Source organism: Chromobacterium sp. INPA-IVC (assembly GCF_059047085.1).
In genome coordinates this window covers 273,027-289,808 of record NZ_JBTNLS010000004.1, presented here as the reverse complement: position 1 = coordinate 289,808, position 16,782 = coordinate 273,027, and the positions used below count along the sequence as shown (strand labels likewise).

General features: G+C 64.7%; 18 protein-coding genes. 12 read left to right on the top strand and 6 right to left on the bottom strand.

Going from position 1 to position 16,782, the window contains the following annotated elements; translation table 11 throughout:
• Nucleotides 1–48: 48 nt before the first annotated feature.
• Entirely contained in the window at nt 49–477 is a 429-nt protein-coding gene (locus tag ACX17K_RS09090) for a DUF4149 domain-containing protein (protein ID WP_166439741.1), read from the top strand.
• A 60-nt stretch (nt 478–537) separates the two neighbouring features.
• Here the strand turns inward: ACX17K_RS09090 and ACX17K_RS09085 are convergent, their stop codons facing one another.
• The gene (locus ACX17K_RS09085) at nt 538–858 is read right to left on the bottom strand and encodes a YhbY family RNA-binding protein (RefSeq protein WP_346194831.1); all 321 of its coding nucleotides are present in this window, start codon (nt 856–858) and stop codon (nt 538–540) included.
• Nucleotides 859–1,013: 155 nt separating this feature from the next.
• On the opposite strand from ACX17K_RS09085, the gene rlmE reads away from it, so the two are divergent.
• The 6 genes from rlmE to ACX17K_RS09055 all read left to right on the top strand — a co-directional run bounded on the left by rlmE (nt 1,014) and on the right by ACX17K_RS09055 (nt 8,610).
• Nucleotides 1,014–1,631: a 23S rRNA (uridine(2552)-2'-O)-methyltransferase RlmE gene (rlmE, locus tag ACX17K_RS09080; RefSeq protein WP_493774532.1), complete on the top strand. Its 618-nt coding sequence runs from the start codon at nt 1,014–1,016 to the stop codon at nt 1,629–1,631.
• A gap of 81 nt (nt 1,632–1,712) precedes the next feature.
• Complete coding sequence (ftsH, locus tag ACX17K_RS09075) at nt 1,713–3,632, top strand: ATP-dependent zinc metalloprotease FtsH (protein WP_493774531.1); 1,920 nt, start codon at nt 1,713–1,715, stop codon at nt 3,630–3,632.
• Nucleotides 3,633–3,732: 100 nt separating this feature from the next.
• Nucleotides 3,733–4,569 carry a dihydropteroate synthase gene (gene folP / locus ACX17K_RS09070; RefSeq protein WP_493774530.1) on the top strand — a complete coding sequence of 279 codons (837 nt, stop codon included), beginning with the start codon at nt 3,733–3,735 and terminating at the stop codon, nt 4,567–4,569.
• A gap of 87 nt (nt 4,570–4,656) precedes the next feature.
• Nucleotides 4,657–5,994 carry a phosphoglucosamine mutase gene (gene glmM, locus ACX17K_RS09065; RefSeq protein ID WP_493774529.1) on the top strand — a complete coding sequence of 446 codons (1,338 nt, stop codon included), beginning with the start codon at nt 4,657–4,659 and terminating at the stop codon, nt 5,992–5,994.
• 145 nt (nt 5,995–6,139) lie between these two features.
• The gene (locus tag ACX17K_RS09060) at nt 6,140–8,053 is read left to right on the top strand and encodes an ExeM/NucH family extracellular endonuclease (RefSeq protein WP_493774528.1); all 1,914 of its coding nucleotides are present in this window, start codon (nt 6,140–6,142) and stop codon (nt 8,051–8,053) included.
• Nucleotides 8,050–8,610 carry a rhomboid family intramembrane serine protease gene (locus ACX17K_RS09055; protein WP_493774527.1) on the top strand — a complete coding sequence of 187 codons (561 nt, stop codon included), beginning with the start codon at nt 8,050–8,052 and terminating at the stop codon, nt 8,608–8,610. Before ACX17K_RS09060 ends, ACX17K_RS09055 begins: the two co-directional genes overlap by 4 nt.
• Here the strand turns inward: ACX17K_RS09055 and alr are convergent.
• Nucleotides 8,552–9,625, bottom strand: coding sequence for an alanine racemase (gene alr, locus ACX17K_RS09050; RefSeq protein WP_493774526.1), 1,074 nt, complete (start codon nt 9,623–9,625; stop codon nt 8,552–8,554). The two genes, ACX17K_RS09055 and alr, sit on opposite strands and share 59 nt — an antisense overlap.
• A 113-nt stretch (nt 9,626–9,738) precedes the next feature.
• On the opposite strand from alr, the gene ACX17K_RS09045 reads away from it, so the two are divergent.
• Nucleotides 9,739–10,356: a DedA family protein gene (locus ACX17K_RS09045; RefSeq protein WP_021478731.1), complete on the top strand. Its 618-nt coding sequence runs from the start codon at nt 9,739–9,741 to the stop codon at nt 10,354–10,356.
• Nucleotides 10,357–10,417: 61 nt separating this feature from the next.
• Here ACX17K_RS09045 and ACX17K_RS09040 read toward each other — a convergent pair whose 3' ends face one another.
• Nucleotides 10,418–10,744 carry an FKBP-type peptidyl-prolyl cis-trans isomerase gene (locus ACX17K_RS09040; RefSeq protein WP_046155559.1) on the bottom strand — a complete coding sequence of 109 codons (327 nt, stop codon included), beginning with the start codon at nt 10,742–10,744 and terminating at the stop codon, nt 10,418–10,420.
• Nucleotides 10,745–10,882: 138 nt separating this feature from the next.
• Here ACX17K_RS09040 and ACX17K_RS09035 point away from each other — a divergent pair, with 138 nt between their 5' ends.
• Together ACX17K_RS09035 and ACX17K_RS09030 are read left to right on the top strand one after the other, a co-directional pair.
• Nucleotides 10,883–11,668, top strand: a complete 786-nt coding sequence (locus ACX17K_RS09035) for a DUF2189 domain-containing protein (protein WP_493774525.1) — start codon at nt 10,883–10,885, stop codon at nt 11,666–11,668.
• Between the two features lie 10 nt (nt 11,669–11,678).
• On the top strand, nt 11,679–12,629 hold the full coding sequence (locus ACX17K_RS09030) for a D-2-hydroxyacid dehydrogenase (protein ID WP_493774524.1): 951 nt from the start codon (nt 11,679–11,681) through the stop codon (nt 12,627–12,629).
• A gap of 226 nt (nt 12,630–12,855) precedes the next feature.
• On the opposite strand, the gene ACX17K_RS09025 is transcribed toward ACX17K_RS09030, so the two are convergent.
• Nucleotides 12,856–13,335 carry a DUF1841 family protein gene (locus ACX17K_RS09025; protein WP_493774523.1) on the bottom strand — a complete coding sequence of 160 codons (480 nt, stop codon included), beginning with the start codon at nt 13,333–13,335 and terminating at the stop codon, nt 12,856–12,858.
• Nucleotides 13,336–13,460: 125 nt separating this feature from the next.
• On the opposite strand from ACX17K_RS09025, the gene ACX17K_RS09020 reads away from it, so the two are divergent.
• Nucleotides 13,461–13,940, top strand: a complete 480-nt coding sequence (locus tag ACX17K_RS09020; protein WP_493774522.1) for a glutathione peroxidase — start codon at nt 13,461–13,463, stop codon at nt 13,938–13,940.
• A 47-nt stretch (nt 13,941–13,987) separates the two neighbouring features.
• On the opposite strand, the gene trmB is transcribed toward ACX17K_RS09020, so the two are convergent.
• The gene (gene trmB / locus ACX17K_RS09015) at nt 13,988–14,668 is read right to left on the bottom strand and encodes a tRNA (guanosine(46)-N7)-methyltransferase TrmB (RefSeq protein WP_493774521.1); all 681 of its coding nucleotides are present in this window, start codon (nt 14,666–14,668) and stop codon (nt 13,988–13,990) included.
• 37 nt (nt 14,669–14,705) lie between these two features.
• A complete protein-coding gene (locus tag ACX17K_RS09010) occupies nt 14,706–15,623 on the bottom strand; it encodes an NAD-dependent epimerase/dehydratase family protein (RefSeq protein ID WP_493774520.1) in 918 nt (305 codons plus the stop codon).
• 40 nt (nt 15,624–15,663) lie between these two features.
• Here ACX17K_RS09010 and ACX17K_RS09005 point away from each other — a divergent pair, with 40 nt between their 5' ends.
• On the top strand, nt 15,664–16,692 hold the full coding sequence (locus ACX17K_RS09005) for a CDP-6-deoxy-delta-3,4-glucoseen reductase (RefSeq protein WP_493774519.1): 1,029 nt from the start codon (nt 15,664–15,666) through the stop codon (nt 16,690–16,692).
• The last annotated feature ends 90 nt before the right edge of the window (nt 16,693–16,782 follow it).

Below are 16,782 nucleotides of genomic sequence, written 5' to 3'. Positions count from 1 at the left end.
CCGCGCGTTTTTCATCGGCCGCGTCTGTTGCCGAGCATGGGGGTGGAAATGGACGGCTTGCGTGCAGTGGCCAAGACCTTGTGGATTGGCGGTTTGTGGGTGATCGGGCTGATCGTGGCCCCGGTGCTGTTCAAGTCTCTGGACGCGGTCACCGCCGGTATGGTGGCGGGGCGGCTGTTCGCGGCCATCGCCTGGGTCGGGCTGGTGTGCGGGGTGTTCCTGCTGGTCGACCAGGTGTGGCGCAATGGCGTGAATGGTTTGAAGCAGGGCGCGTTCTGGCTGATCGTCGGCATGCTGGCCTGCACGCTGATCAACCAGTTCGGCGTCGCGCCCATCATCGTCACCCTGAAGCAGCAGATGAACCACGCGGCGGAAGGGCTGTTCGGCGGCGGCTTCGCCACCTGGCACGCGATTTCCAGCCTGATTTACCTGGTGCAGAGCGTGCTCGGCCTCGCCTATATCTGGCGCAGCGAGTGACGGAACAATAAAAAAGCGGTGGCAAGGCCACCGCTTTTTTCATCTGCCGGGCGGGAGGACTCAGTCCTTCATCGCCTGCTTGTTCTTCGGCAGCGCGATGCGCGCCTTGTCGCTGGGGCGCCACAGAACCAGCAGCTTGCCGATGTGCTGCACCGGAGCGCAGCCCAGCTCGTCGCAGATCTGCTCGAACATGGCGATGCGGGCGTCGCGGTCGTCGCCTTGCACGCGGACCTTGATCAACTCGTGGGCGTCCAGGCTGATGGCGATTTCGCGCACCACGGCCTCGGTCAGGCCGTTGTTGCCGATCATCACCACCGGGTCGATGCCGTGCGCCAGACCCTGCAGGTACTTGCGCTGAAACGGCTTGATGTCAATTTTCATGGAAACATGGAATTCAAAGCAAAACGCGATTCTACTAGAATTTGGCCCCAGGCCCAAAGTTTGGGGCTGAAATAACCGAAAAACAACAGGATAGCGCGCCGCCCGGCGCGTATCGGCTATCCTGACGATTGAACCGACAGAAAGCACCGCCGCGTATGGCAAGAAGCAAGAGCAGCAACAGCTGGTTGCAGGAGCACGTCAACGATCCCTATGTGAACATGGCGCAGAAGGACGGCTACCGCGCCCGCGCAGCCTACAAGCTGCTGGAAATCAACGACAAGGACAAGCTGATCCGCCCCGGCACCGTGCTGGCGGACCTGGGCTCCACGCCGGGCAGCTGGTCGCAGGTGGCCGCGCGCATCGTCGGCGATTCGGGCAAGGTGTTCGCGCTGGACATCCTGGAGATGGATCCGGTGCCGGGCGTCGATTTCATCCAGGGCGACTTCCGCGAGGAAGAGGTTTTGCGTGAATTCGAGCAATTGCTGGGCGGACGCGAGCTCGACCTTGTAATTTCCGATATGGCGCCCAATATGTCAGGCATGAGCGCCATCGACCAGGCCAGGAGTTTCCTGTTATGCGAGCTGGCGTTGGAATTTGCGCGCGATCATTTGAAACCCGGCGGACATTTTCTCGTCAAAGTGTTCCAGGGGAGCGATTTTCAATCCTATCTCAAGTCCATGCGAGAGCTGTTCGACGAGGTGGTGACGCGCAAGCCCAAGGCGTCGCGGGACCGTTCCAGTGAAATCTATCTGCTGGGCAAGGGCCGCCGCTGACATAAAAGGGCGCGCAGCGTACAATCGTAGCCATTCAATACAAGCAACCAAAAAGTCAGGGCACAGAGGAGTCCGCTACTCGTGAACAATATCGGCAAAAACATCGCCATCTGGGTGATCATCGGCTTGGTTCTGATGACCGTCTTCAATCAGTTCAACAAGCGCCAGGACACCCAGAACCAGCTCGAATACTCGCAGTTCGTCAGCGACGTCGAGTCGGGCAAGGTGCAATCCCTGACCATAGAAGGACATCCGCTGCGCGGCCAGTGGCTGAAAGGCAAGCTGACCGACGGCACCGCTTTCTCCACCTTCGCGCCGTATGACCCGCAGTTGGTCGACGACCTGATCAAGAACAACGTGCGCTTCTCCGCCAAGCCGGAAGAAGAGCCGTCCATGCTGATGAGCATCTTCATCAGCTGGTTCCCGATGCTGCTCTTGATCGGCGTGTGGGTGTTCTTCATGCGCCAGATGCAGGGCGGCGGCAAGGGCGGCGCGTTCTCGTTCGGCAAGAGCAAGGCGCGCATGCTGGATCAGGACGCCAACACCGTGGTGTTCGCCGACGTGGCGGGTTGCGACGAGGCCAAGGAAGAGGTGAAGGAGATCGTCGACTATCTGCGCGATCCTTCCCGCTACCAGAGCCTGGGCGGCCGCATCCCGCGCGGCATCCTGCTGGCCGGCTCTCCCGGCACCGGCAAGACGCTGCTGGCCAAGGCCATCGCCGGCGAGGCCAAGGTGCCGTTCTTCAGCATCTCCGGCTCGGACTTTGTCGAAATGTTCGTCGGCGTGGGCGCGGCCCGTGTGCGCGACATGTTCGAGCAGGCCAAGAAGAACTCGCCGTGCATCATCTTCATCGACGAGATCGACGCGGTCGGCCGTCAGCGTGGCGCCGGTCTCGGCGGCGGCAACGACGAGCGCGAGCAGACGCTGAACCAGCTGCTGGTGGAAATGGACGGCTTCGACACCAATTCCACGGTGATCGTGATCGCCGCCACCAACCGTCCGGACGTGCTGGACCCGGCGCTGCAGCGCCCGGGCCGCTTCGACCGCCAGGTGGTGGTGCCGCTGCCGGACATCCGCGGCCGCGAGCAGATCCTGAACGTGCACATGCGCAAGGTGCCGATCGCCGCCGACGTCAACGCCGAGGTGATCGCGCGCGGCACGCCGGGCTTCTCCGGCGCCGACCTCGCCAACCTGATCAACGAGGCCGCCCTGTTCGCCGCCCGCCGCAACAAGCGCCTGGTGGACATGGAAGACCTGGAGTCCGCCAAGGACAAGATCATGATGGGCGCCGAGCGCCGCAGCATGGTGATGACCGAGGAGGAGAAGAAGAACACCGCCTACCACGAGTCCGGCCATGCCGTCGTCGCCAAGCTGCTGCCGAAGTCCGATCCGGTGCACAAGGTCACCATCATCCCGCGCGGCCGCGCGTTGGGCGTGACCATGCAGCTGCCGGAACAGGACCGCTTCGCTTACGACCGCGGCTACCTGATGGACCGTCTGGCCATCCTGTTCGGCGGCCGCATCGCCGAAGAGCTGTTCATGAACCAGATGACCACCGGCGCCAGCAACGACTTCGAGCGCGCGACGCAGATGGCGCGCGACATGGTCACCCGCTACGGCATGTCCGACAAGCTGGGTCCGATGGTGTACGGCGAAAACGAGGGCGAAGTCTTCCTCGGTCGTTCCATCACCACTCACAAGAACCTGTCGGAAGCGACGCTGCAACAGGTCGACGCCGAGATCCGCCGCATCATCGACGAGCAGTACGCGCTGGCGCGCCGCCTGCTGGAAGAGAACCGCGACAAGGTGGAGGCGATGACCGCCGCGCTGCTGGAATTCGAAACCATCGACGCCGAGCAGATCAACGACATCATGGAAGGCAAGCCGCCGCGTCCGCCGAAGCCGGGTTCCGGTTTCGCCGCCAAGGCGGAAGAGAAGCCGGCCGAACCGGAGGAGCCGGCAGCCTCGTCGGCCACCTCGGACCCGGCCCAGGAAGTCTGATCGCCGCATCCTCTTCAACCGGGCAAGCCTTTGCGGGCTTGCCCGGTTTTTCATTCCGCGCTTCGTCGCGCAGGTCCGGGCCATAGGAACGAGAACCAAGATGAAAACTTTGCTGTGCGGGCGCTTCACGCTCGACTTGTCCCGTCCGCTGGTGATGGGCATCCTCAACGTCACGCCGGATTCCTTCTCCGACGGCGGCCGCTTCAACCGCGTGGACGACGCGCTGCGGCGCGCCGAGGCCATGCTGGCCGAGGGGGCGGATATCCTCGACATCGGCGGCGAATCGACTCGGCCTGGCGCGCCCTTCGTCAGCCCGGAAGAGGAGATGGCGCGGGTGATGCCGGTGCTGGAGAAGCTGCGCGGCATCGGCGCGCCGCTGTCGCTGGACACCCGTCGCGCCGAGGTGATGCGGGAAGCGCTGAGGCTTGGCGCGGTGGATCTGATCAACGACGTGTCGGCGCTGGAGGACGAGGGCGCGCTGCCGCTGGCGGCCGCCAGCCGCGCCGCGGTGTGCCTGATGCACAAGCAGGGCAATCCGGACACGATGCAGAACCGGCCCGAGTACGCCGACGTGGTGGCCGAGGTGGCCGGTTATCTGCAACGCCGTCTCCAGTTATGCCTGGATGCAGGCATCGTCCGCGAGCGGTTGCTGGTCGATCCCGGTTTCGGTTTCGGCAAGACGCTGGAGCACAATCTGGCGCTGCTCGCGCGTTTGGACGAGGTCGAGAAAATCGCCGGCGCGCCGTTGCTGGTGGGCCTGTCGCGCAAATCGATGCTGGGCGCCATCACCGGCGAGGATGCGCCGTCGGAGAGACTGGGCGCGAGCGTCGCCGCGGCGCTGGAGTCGGCGCGGCGCGGCGCTGCGGTGATCCGCGTGCACGACGTCAAGGCGACGCGCCAGGCGCTGCAGCTATGGCAGGCGCTGCGGGATTATTGATTTGACGCTGGTTTTCCACCCGGCGGTGATGGCAAAATGGCGGGCACTGCGCCTGGCAAGGCATTGAACTGATACAGAGAATATTGAATGAGTCGCAAATATTTCGGCACCGATGGCGTGCGCGGCGAAGTCGGCAAGTTTCCGATCACGCCCGAATTCGTGATGAAGCTGGGCTACGCGGCCGGCCGCGTGCTGGTCAACCATGACAAGGACAGCCGCCCCACGGTGCTGATCGGCAAGGACACCCGGATTTCCGGTTATATGCTGGAAGCGGCGCTGCAGGCCGGTTTCACCGCCGCCGGCGTCAACGTGCTGCTGACCGGCCCGCTGCCGACGCCGGGCATCGCCTACCTGACCCGCGCGCTGCGGCTGGAGGCCGGCGTGATGATCTCCGCTTCCCACAATCCGTTCCAGGATAATGGCATCAAGTTCTTCGCCGAAGGCGGCAACAAGCTGGACGATGCGCTGGAGCTGGAGATCGAGGCGATGCTGGAACAGCCGATGGCCACCAACCCGTCGCTGGAGCTGGGCCGGGCCCGCCGCATCGACGGCGCCGCCGAGCGCTACATCGAATTCTGCAAGAGCACGTTCCCCAACGAGCTCAGCCTGAAAGGGCTGAAGCTGGTGGTCGATTGCGCCAACGGCGCCACCTACCATATCGCGCCCAAGGTATTCCACGAGCTGGGCGCGGAACTGGTGGAGATCGGCTGCGAGCCCAACGGCTACAACATCAACGACAAGGTGGGCGCCACCTATCCCAAGACGCTGCAGGTGGCGGTGCTGGAGCATCAGGCCGACTTCGGCATCGCGCTGGACGGTGACGGCGACCGCCTGATCATGGTGGACGCCGCTGGCCGAATCTACGACGGCGACCAGCTGATCTACGTGATCGCCAAGGCCCGCGCCGCACGCGGCGAACTGAAGGGCGGCGTGGTCGGCACCGTGATGACCAATATGGCGATGGAGCTGGCGCTGCAAAAGCAGGATGTGCCTTTCGGCCGAGCCAAGGTCGGCGACCGCTACGTGCTGGAAATGCTGCATGCCGATGGCTGGCAGGTGGGCGGCGAAGCCTCCGGCCACATCCTGTGCCTGGACAAGCACAGCACCGGCGACGGCATCATTTCCAGCCTGCAGGTGTTGGCGGCGGTGCAGCAACTGGGCACAGGCCTGGCCGATATCTGCGCCGACTGGCAGCCGTTCCCGCAGACGCTGATCAATGTCCGCCACAATGGCTGCGACTGGAAGGGCGCTTCCGCCGCACCGCTGGCTGAGGCCGAGGCCGCGCTGCAGGGCCGCGGCCGCGTGGTGTTGCGCCCGTCGGGCACCGAGCCGGTGGTGCGAGTGATGGTTGAGGCCGACGACAAGGCGTTGGCCGATACTTGGGCCAAAGCCATCGCAGCGGCGATCGAGAAGGTTGTTGTCTGATCGTTTCGTCTTGAAGCCAACAAAAATGCCAACCTGTACGGGTTGGCATTTTTTGTGTCAAAAATTTGCTATCCGATAATAATAAACTTGAATGTCATCAATCTGTGGATAGAATTGCCGCACCTCTACTCAGGATGACAAAAAGATGAGAACAATACCCGCATTCACCCTTTCCCGCGTCGCCATCGCCGCTTCGCTGGCGCTGGCCGGCTTGCAGGCGCAGGCGGCCTGCAGTCTGCCCGACGCGCGCATCCACCAGGTCCAGGGCAATGGCCCGCAAAGCCCGATGCAGGGCAAGACCGTCGCCGTGCAGGGCGTGGTCAGCAGCCTGTTGTACGGCAAGGACGGCCCGGTGGGCTTTTTCATCCAGGAAGCGCCGCAGAACCAGGATGCCGATTCCGCCACTTCCGAGGGCATCTACGTTTACACCGGCAAGCTGGCCTTGCCGGCGCTGAGGGCCGGCGACGTGGTCGGCGTGCGCGGCAAGGTGCTGGAGTTCGGCCGCAAGGGCGACGCGCGCACCGAGACCCAGCTGCAGCCATCGGCCGCGGCCGATGTGCAGCTGTGCGGCTACCAGGGAGCGCTGGCTCCGGCGAGCCTGCGGCTGCCCTTGAGCGGCGACGCGGCTCAGCTGGAGTCGCTGGCCGGCATGGTCGTCAAGTTCGAGCAGCCGCTGTTCGTCGTCGACAGCTACAACTACGGCCGCTATGGCGAGCTGGCGCTGTCCAGCCAGGCGCGCCAGTGGGTGCCGACCCAGCTATACCGCCCCGGCAGCGCCGAGGCCCAGGCGCTGCGCGCGGCCAATCCGCGCGACCGCCTGCTGCTGGACGACAGCAAGACCTGGCAGAACGCCGACGCCTGGCTGCCGGGGCCGGGCGGCCTGTCCGCCGCCAACACCCTGCGGGTGGGGGACCGCCTGGACGGCCTGACCGGCGTGGTGTCGTTCAGCAACGGCGCCTACCGCGTCCAGCCGTTGTATCTGCCGCAGGTTTCCGCCGCCAATCCCCGCGCGGCGGCTCCGGCGCGCAAGGCCGGCCAGCTGCGGGTGGCCAGCTTCAACGTGCTCAATTTCTTCAACGGCGACGGCCTGGGCGGCGGCTTTCCGACCGAGCGCGGCGCCAAGACCCGCGACGACTTCCTGCGGCAGAAGGCCAAGATCGTCAGCGCCATCCGCCAGCTGGACGCCGACGTGCTGGGCCTGATGGAGTTGGAGAACGACGGCTTCGGGCCGCAATCGGCGGTGAAGGAGTTGGTCGACGCGCTGAACGCGGGACAGGACGCGGACAAGCAGTACCGCTTCGTCGATCCCGGCCTGCCCAAGATCGGCACCGACGCCATCACCACCGGCATGCTCTACCGCCCGTCGCGGGTGAAGCCCGATGGCGCCGCCAAGGCGCTGACGGTGGGCGATCCGGCCAAGAACCGCCTCAGCCTGGCGCAGACTTTCGCCGCCGACGGCAAGAAACTGACGCTGGTGGTCAACCATCTGAAGTCCAAGGGCAGCAGCTGCGACCAGGTCAAGGTGGATGGCGCGCCCGACGCGGATACCGGCGACGGCCAGGGCAATTGCAATCTGACCCGCGTGCAGGCGGCGCGCGATCTGGTGAAATGGGCGAAGCAGCGCGGAGCCTCTTCCAAAGAGGGCCTGCTGGTGATGGGCGACATGAACGCCTACGCCAAGGAAGATCCGATCCGCGTCTTCGAGGATGGCGGCCTGTCCAATCTGCTGGCGCGATTCCAGAAGGATGCTTATTCCTATGTGTACCAGGGCGAGTCCGGCAACCTCGACCACGCGCTGGCCGACGCCGCGCTGACGAAATGGGTGGCCGCCGCCGGCGAATGGCACATCAACGCCGACGAGCCGACCGCGCTGGAGTACAGCAGCGAGTTCAAGTCCGCCGCCCAGCGGCAGAACTACTACGCGCCCGACGCCTACCGCTCGTCCGACCACGATCCCTTGTATGTCGACCTGCAACTGGTGCCGATCGCCGGCGCGGATGAGCTGGCCCTGGGCATGCTGGGGCTGGCGGGTCTGCTGGCCTGGCGACGCCGCAAGTGAGGCTGCCGCCGGCCAGCGTGCTGCCGGCGCTGCTGCCGTTGCTGACGCCTTGGGGCGAAGCGGCGCGGCGCTGGCTGTTCGATCCGGCCGCCGGCGGCGAGTGGTGGCGGGCCTTCACCGCCAGCTGGGTGCACGCCGACTGGCGGCACGCGGCATTGAACAGCGCCAGCCTGCTGTTGCTGGTTGGCCTGGGCGGCCGGCGCGCGGCCTGGCCGCTGTGCGCGCTGGCGCTGTTGCTGCCCTGGCTGATCGCGCTGCAGCAGCTGGCCTTGCCTGAGCCGCAGCCCTTCCTCGGCGCGTCGGGCGTGGTCTATGGCTGGTGGGCGGCATTAGCCTGGTTGAAGCGACGCGAGGCCGCCGGCTTTTGGCTGGCGGCGGCGCTGCTGCTGCGCCTGGCCTGGCAGGGGCTGTGGCCTAATCTGGGGCCGGGCGGAGAGCCGGTGCTGTGGTCGGCCCATGTCGGCGGCGCCGTGCTGGCGCCGCTGCTGCTGATCGGCCTCAGCTATGCGCGACGCGCGGCACTCGCGGCATCACCGCGCTCATCAGTTCATAGCTGATGGTGCCGGCGGCGGCGGCCACCTTTTCGATCGGCGCGTTCGGTCCCCACAGTTCCACCCGGCTGCCGACGCCGGCCTGGGGCAGGTGGCTGATGTCCACGGTCAGCATGTCCATCGACACCCGGCCAACCAGTTGGCACGGTCGGCCGTCTATCGCCGCCGGCGCGCCGTTGGCGGCCACGCGCGGATAGCCGTCGGCGTAGCCGCAGGCGACCACGCCGATGCGCATCGGACGGTCGGCGACGAAGCGGCGGCCGTAGCCGATGGCGTCGCCGGGCTGCAGCTGCTGCACGGCGATGATGTCGGCCGACAGCGTCATCGCGGGTTGCAGGCCGAGGTCGGCGCCGGTTTCGTTCTCGAACGGCGATGCGCCGTATAGCACGATGCCGGGCCGGCCGATGTCGCCATGGGTGTGCGGGTGGCGCAGCAGCGCCGCGGAATTGGCGGCGCAGATTTTCAGGCCGCTGGCGGCGGCCGTCGGTTCGAAGCGGCTCCATTGCTCGGCCACGCCGTAGTCTTCGTCGGCGGTGGCGAAGTGGGTCATGATGGCGGTCAGCCGCGCGGCCGGCAGCGTTCGCAGCCGGGCTTGGGCGGCGGAGGCTTCTTCCGGGCGGAAGCCCAGCCGGTTCATGCCGCTGTTGACCTTCAGCCAGACCTCAACCGGGCGGTCGGCGGAACCTTTGGCCAGCCAGTCCATCTGTTGTTGTGAGTGGACGGCGCCGCCGAGGCGGTAGTCGGCCATCGCGGCGGCCTCGGCCGCGTCGAACGGGCCTTCCAGCAGCGCGATCGGGCAATCGATGCCCGCCTCGCGCAGCAGCACCGCGTCTTCGATATTGAGCAGGGCAAAACCGTCGGCCAGATCGGCCAACGCCTTTGCAGTGTCCAATACGCCGTGGCCGTAGGCGTTCGCCTTGATCACGGCGAACAGGCTGCGGGCCTGCGAGTGCTGGCGGGTAAATAGGAAATTGTGGCGGATGGCCGGGAGGGAAATCTCCAGCCGGATAGGGCGTGTCATGTCAAGAAAGCGTGTGCGAGAGGTGTGCTATTATACACCTCCGTGCATGGACATTAGCCGCCCAGCCGCTTGATTGCGACGATTTGGAATAAAGCCGGCGGACGGAATACTAGATGGATACTCTGCAGATACTTCTCGACTTTTTCGCTGGTTACGGCTACGTGGCCGTGTTTGCGGTGCTGTTGATTTGCGGTTTCGGCGTGCCGATTCCGGAGGACATCACTTTGGTGGCCGGCGGCGTGATTTCCGGCCTGGGCTACGCCAATGTGCACTACATGTTCGTGGTCGGCATGGCGGGCGTGCTGGTCGGCGATGGCATCATGTTCTTGGCCGGACGCATCTTCGGCCACAAGGTGCTGCGCTTCAAGCCCATCGCCCGCATCCTGACCAAGGAGCGTTTCGAGGCGGTGCAGGAGAAGTTCGAGAAATACGGCAACTGGGTGCTGTTCGTCGCCCGCTTCCTGCCGGGTCTGCGCTCTCCGATCTTCATCACCGCCGGCATGACCCGGCGCGTGTCCTACTGGCGCTTCCTGATGATGGACGGCTTCGCCGCGCTGATCTCGGTGCCGGTATGGGTTTACCTGGGTTATTACGGCGCGGCCAACCGCGACTGGCTGATGATGATGGTGCATCGCGGCCAGGCGGGCATCCTCACCGTGGTGGCGGTGCTGCTGCTGGTGGTCGGTTTCGTCTGGTTCAAGCGCCGCCGCCTGTCCTGCGCGAAGAAGTAAGCGCGCTGACGCATGAAAAAGGCCATCCTCGGGATGGCCTTTTTGCTGGATGGCGGAATGATCAGCCCACCTGCAGCAGCTCCACTTCGAATACCAGCGTCGCGTGCGGCGGGATCACGCCGCCGGCGCCGCGCGCGCCGTAGCCCAGTTCGGACGGAATGGTCAGCTTGCGTTTGCCGCCTACCTTCATGCCTTGCACGCCCTGGTCCCAGCCCTTGATCACGTAGCCGGCGCCCAGCTCGAAGCTGAACGGCTGCATGCGGTCCTTGCTGGAGTCGAACTTGGTGCCGTCGGTCAGCCAGCCGGTATAGTGCACGGTGACTTCCTGGCCCGCGGCGGCTTCGGCGCCTTCGCCGACCAGCAGTTCCTCGATGATCAGTTCGCTCATGCTATTTCCTTCCGGGAGAATGGGGTTGACCGCGCGATTGTAGCAGCCGGCCGGCGGATTTGTGTTTTCTCCTGTGTGGCATATAACGAAAAACAGAGCGTTCGGCTCTATTTTCCACGCGATGCAAGGGAGTGTGCCATGGATGTCACTCACCACGATGTACCGCCTGTGCGCCCGGTGGCGCGCAAGGTGGAGTTGCGGCAGCCGCTATTGTGGCTGAAAAGGGGGTTCCGGGACTTTCAAAAGGCGCCGGCCGATTGTCTGTTCTACGGCGCGGTATTCGTCTTGATGGGTTATCTGTTGGGCGCCTATTTCGAGCAGGCGCCGGAGCTGGTGATCACCTTCGCCACCATTTTCCTGCTGGCCGGCCCCTTCCTGGCCATCGGCCTTTACGACATCGCCAAGCAGATGGAAGCCTTCGACGGCCATGGCCGGGTCAAGCTGTTGCACAGCATGGCCGCCTGGCGCGTCAACATGCCGGGCTTCAGTCTGTACGCGGTGCTGCTGGCGGTGCTGGTGTTCGGCTGGTTCCGCGTGTCGCTGCTGATGTTCGCGCTGTTTTACGACACCGCGGCGCTGCCCAATCTGAACGAGATCGTCGCCGACGCGTTCAATCCGGACAATCTGGAATTCCTGATCGCCTACTTCGCCGTCGGCTTCCTGTTCGCCCAACTGGTGTTCTCGGTCAGCGTCGTGGCCATTCCGCTGCTGCTGGACAAGGAAGTGGACACCATCACCGCGATGATCGCCAGCGTGCAGGCGGTGTTCCGCAATCTGCTGACGATGGGTTTCTGGGCCGCTATCATAGTCGTGATGACGGTGGTGGGCTTCGTCACCTATTACCTGGGCCTGATCATCATCATGCCGGTGCTGGCGCTGTCCAGCTGGCATGCCTATCGGGATTTGATCACCTTCGAGAGATGACCGCCAAGCAATGACTCATAACGTCGTATTCCTTGACCGGGACAGCTTGCCTGTCCCGGTTCCCGTTTTTGGCTTTCCTGTTCATTACCGCGAATATCCGGCAACCGCCGCCGACCAGGTCGCGGCCCATGCCGCCGAGGCCGACGTGGTGATCAGCAACAAGGTGCCGCTGTCGCGCGACACGATCGCGCGGCTGCCGAACCTCAAGCTGATCGCCATCGCCGCCACCGGCTACAACCATGTCGATCTGGACGCCTGCCGCGAGCGCGGCGTCGCGGTGTGCAATATCCGCCATTACGGCGATCACACCGTCGCCGAGCACGCGTTCATGCTGATGATGGCGCTGATGAAAAACCTGCCGGCCTATCAGCGCGATGTCGCCGCCGGCGTCTGGAGCCAGGCCAAGCAGTTCTGCCATTTCGGCGCGCCGATACGCGAGGTGCGCGGCGCGACGCTGGCCATCGTCGGCAGCGGCGGCATCGGCGGCCGGCTGGCCGAGATGGCGCGCGCCTTCGGCATGGAGGTGGTGTTCGCCGAGCGCAAGAACGCGGCGGAGGCCAGGGAGGGGCGCGTGCTGTTTTCCGAAGCGCTGGCGCGGGCGGACGTGGTGTCGCTGCACTGTCCGTTGACCGACGAAACGCGTGGCATGATCGCCCAGCCGGAGCTGATGGCGATGAAGCCGGGCGCCATCCTGATCAATACCGCGCGCGGCGGCCTGGTGGACGAGGCCGACCTGGTGGCGGCGCTGAAATATGGGCAGCTGGGGGGGGCGGGTTTCGATGTGCTGAGCAGCGAGCCGCCGTCGCCGGACAATCCGCTCTTGAAGGCGCGCTTGCCCAATCTGATCGTCACCCCGCATGTGGGCTGGGCCAGCGGAGAGGCGATGGGCCGCTTGGCCGCGCAGCTGGTCGGCAATATCGAAGCGTTCGCGCGCGGCGAAAAAGTAAACCGTTTGGTTTAATCAGTACTAAGAAATTTTATGGTATCGCTTGGCATTCTTTACCGGATAGCCAGCGCGCCTTGTCATGCCGCGATAGATTTTGTTGTTTTTGTTTAAAAAGAATTTGATTGTAGTTACATTGTTGACTATTTTTCAAGGGCTCGGCTGGTTCTCCGGCTTGAGCTACCCCGCTTGTTGCACCGTGGACAGTACGCCTGCCACGGTGTTTTTTTGCCTATCGGGTTGATCAGTCGCCGATATCGTTGGGATTGACGCGCGGCGCGTCCTCTTCTCCCATGCCCAGCTTGCCGCGCACACAGGTGATGTAGCGGTTGACGTCGGGGCCGCCGCCGTAGCGCTGGGCATGCCAGATCATCTCGCCCAGGCATTCCATGATCTCGTGCTGGGCGCGGTGTTCGTCGCCGTGGCGCAGCGCCAGCTGCGCGTAAAGCGCGCGGATGCCGAAAGGCTGGTCGATGGAGCGCTGCTCGGCGATGGCCACATGCAGGCCCAGGTGCAGGAAGGGGTTGGTCTCGCCCATGTCCGGGGTCCACTCCTGCTCCATGAAGGCATCCGGGTTTTCCAGGATGGGATGATACTCAGGGTGGTCTATAAGAATGGAGAGGACGATCTGTTCCAGGTCGGACAAGGTCTCGCCGGACTTGGATTTGTGCCAGGTGTCGAAGAAGAAGCGGCGGGCATCCTGGCGGCTGGGGCTGAACAACATCGATAAAGACCTCGGGCGATTGCTGGCGGGGCTCGGCGCGGGCGCGCCGCTTGAACGCAACAGGGTATCTGGGTCGCAGGCGGCTGCCATTCCGGGCTGCGGCATTATACGGGAGGGAGCTAGCCATGACCACGCTCTACGATTTTAGCGCGAAGCGGGCCGACGGCGCCGAGCAGGCGCTCTCGGCTTACGAGGGCAGGGTGGCGCTGCTGGTGAACACCGCCAGCGAATGCGGCTATACGCGGCAGTACGCCGGCCTGCAGGAGCTGCAGGACTATTTCGCCGGGCAGGATTTTGTCGTGCTCGGCTTTCCCTGCAACCAGTTCGGCGGGCAGGAGCCTGGCGGCGAGGATGAGATCGTCGCTTTCTGCCAGAGCCGTTTCGGGGTGACCTTTCCCTTGTTCGCCAAGCTGCAGGTGAACGGCGACGGCGCGCATCCGTTGTGGCGTTGGCTGACCCAGGCGGATTCCGATCGGCCGCATCCCATCAAGTGGAATTTCACCAAGTTTCTGGTCGACGGCCGGGGGCGGGTGGTGAAGCGCTACGAGCCGGCGGTGGAGCCGCACGAGCTGCTCGATGACGTCAAGGCGCTGCTGGCGAGGTGAAATGCGAACGGCCCGCGCAGGCGGGCCGTTGAGAGATGGGAGGATGGTTATTTGCGGCGGAAGACCACATCCCACACGCCGTGGCCAAGCTTGATGCCGCGCGCTTCGAACTTGGTCAGCGGGCGGTAGTCCGGACGCGGCGCGTAGCCATCGGCGGTGTTGCCCAGATCGGCGTTGCCGCTCAGCACTTCCAGGATCTGGACCGCATAATCCTCCCAGTCGGTGGCGGCGTGGAAGTAGCCGCCCGGCTTCAGTTTTTTGGCCAGTTTCTCCACCAGCGGCGCCTGGATCAGGCGGCGCTTGTTGTGGCGTTTCTTGTGCCACGGGTCCGGGAAGAAAATGTGCACGCCGTCCAGGCTGCCGTCGGCCAGCATGTTGTCCAGCACTTCCACCGCGTCGTGGCGCATCAGCCGCAGATTGGTCAGTTCCTTCTCTGCGATCAGCTTGCACAGATTGCCGACGCCGGGTCCATGCACTTCGATGCCGAGGTAATCATTGCCCGGATTGGCGGCGGCGATCTCGGCGGTGGCGCCGCCCATGCCGAAGCCGATTTCCAGAATCTTGGGCGCGGCGCGGCCGAAAGCCTGTTCCAGGTCGATTGTTTCCGGACGGTACTCTATGCCCCACTTGGGCATGCCTTCGTCCATCGCCCGCTGCTGGCCTGCGGACAGATGGCCCTGGCGCAGCACAAAGCTGCGGATCGCGCGTTTGAAAGCCGGATTTTCCATTTTGCTGGCCTGCTGAAAACTCAAAAAAACCGCGATGTTACCGAATCTCGGCGTAGCTTGCGAGTATTGCCGCCCGCCGCGGCTCGTCCCGCCGCAGCGCGTCCAGATAATCGAGCACGCTGGGCCATCGCAGGCGGACGGCCAGTTCGCGCCGCATCCGGCCGTTGTCCAGGCGGCGCGATTCGGCCAGGAACGACCATTGCTGCGGCGTGACGCGCGCCTTCACCTCGTCGCGCGGCAATTGCGTCGGCACCGGCAGGCCCAGCGTTTCGCCCAGGCGCCGGTACCACAGGCTGACCGGCAGCGGCTGGTCGTCGCAGGCGTTGTAGACGCGGATGCCGCTTCTGCGGCGCAAGGCCGCCGCGCACAGCAGGGCCAGGTCGTCGGCGTGGATGTGGTTGCTCCAGCTGTCTTCGGCGTCGATGATCAAGGGCGCGGCGGCGGCGAAACGCGACAGCGGCAGCCGTTCATCTGCGTAAATGCCCGGCGCGCGCAGGATGGTCAACGCGCAGCCGCGGGCGATGGCGAAGCGCCGCAGCTGGCGTTCTGCGTCGGCGCGGCGCTGCGCGCGGTCGTTGCGCGGGCGCACCGCCGCGGCTTCGTCCAGCACGCCGCCGCCTGCGTCGCCGTAGACGCCGCTGGTGCTGATGTAGATCAATTGCTGTGGTATGCTGTTCGTTTTTGCCAGCGCGTACAACAACTTGCGCATCCTTGGATCGGTCCGGCCTTGCGTCGGCGGCGGCGCGGTCAGCAAGGCGGCGTCGGCTAGCCCGGCCAGCCGCTCCAGGCTGGGGCCATGGTCCAGATCGCCGATCATCGGCAGGGCGCCCAGCGCGCGCCAGCGGGCGGCGGCTTCTTCGGTTCGGCACAGGGTCAGTATCCGCCAGTTCCGGCGCAGCAAAGGCAGGGCGCGCCGGGCGACATCGCCGGCGCCGATGACAAGTAGTGTACGCATGGTGTGCATTTTAGCCAGAATTCGGGATTGAGAAACGATTATGACTTGCCAGGTGAAGGTGCTCCCCAGCGGGCATGCATTCGGTGTCGAAGCGCATGAAACCATTCTTGAAGCCGCGCTGCGCCAGGGCGTGGGCTTGCCCTACGGCTGCCGCGACGGCGCTTGCGGCGCTTGCAAGGGCAAAGTGGTGGAGGGCGAAGTGAGCCAGGACGGCTTCCAGGAAAAGGCGCTGTCCGCCGCCGAGCGCGCGCAGGGCATGGCGCTGTTCTGCTGTGCGAAGCCGAAAGGCGACATCAGCATCGAGGCGCGCGAAGTGACCGGCATCGGCGATATCCAGATCAAAACGCTGCCGTGCCGCGTCGAAGCGGTCGAGAAAATCCACGACGTAGCGGTGCTGAAGCTGAAGCTGCCGGTGTCCGAGCGTTTGCAGTTCCGCGCCGGCCAGTACATCGACATCCTGATGAAGGACGGCAAGAAGCGCAGCTTCTCGATCGCCAATGCGCCGCACGACGATTCCTTCCTGGAGCTGCACATCCGCCATCAGCCCGGCGGCTCGTTTTCCGAATACGTGTTCCATCAGATGAAGGAGCGCGAGATCATGCGCTTCAAGGGACCGATGGGCTCCTTCTTCCTGCGCGAGGAATCGGACAAGCCTATCGTGCTGATCGCCAGCGGCACCGGCTTCGCGCCGGTCAAGGGCATCATCGAGCATGCGATCCATCATGGCATCACCCGGCCGATGAAGTTCTACTGGGGCGCCCGCACCAAGGCCGACCTGTACATGGCGGAGCTGGCCGAGGGCTGGGCCGCCGCGAACCCGAACATCAGCTATGTCCCGGTGTTGTCCGAGGCGTTGCCGGAAGACAACTGGACCGGCCGCACCGGATTCGTGCACCAGGCGGTGCTGGAAGACTTCGCCGACCTGTCCGCTTACCAGGTGTACGCCTGCGGCGCGCCGGTGATGGTGGAGGCGGCGCACGGCACTTTTATCCGCGAGCGCGGCTTGCCGGAGGACGAATTCTTCTCCGACGCTTTCTTCCTGGCCAAGGACATGGGCGGCGGCAAGTAGATAGACAAGCTGTTGATCTGTATGTAAAAAGCCCCCGGCAATCGCTGGGGGCTTTTTATTTGTCCTGCATCAAATCGCCGGGATGGGCGA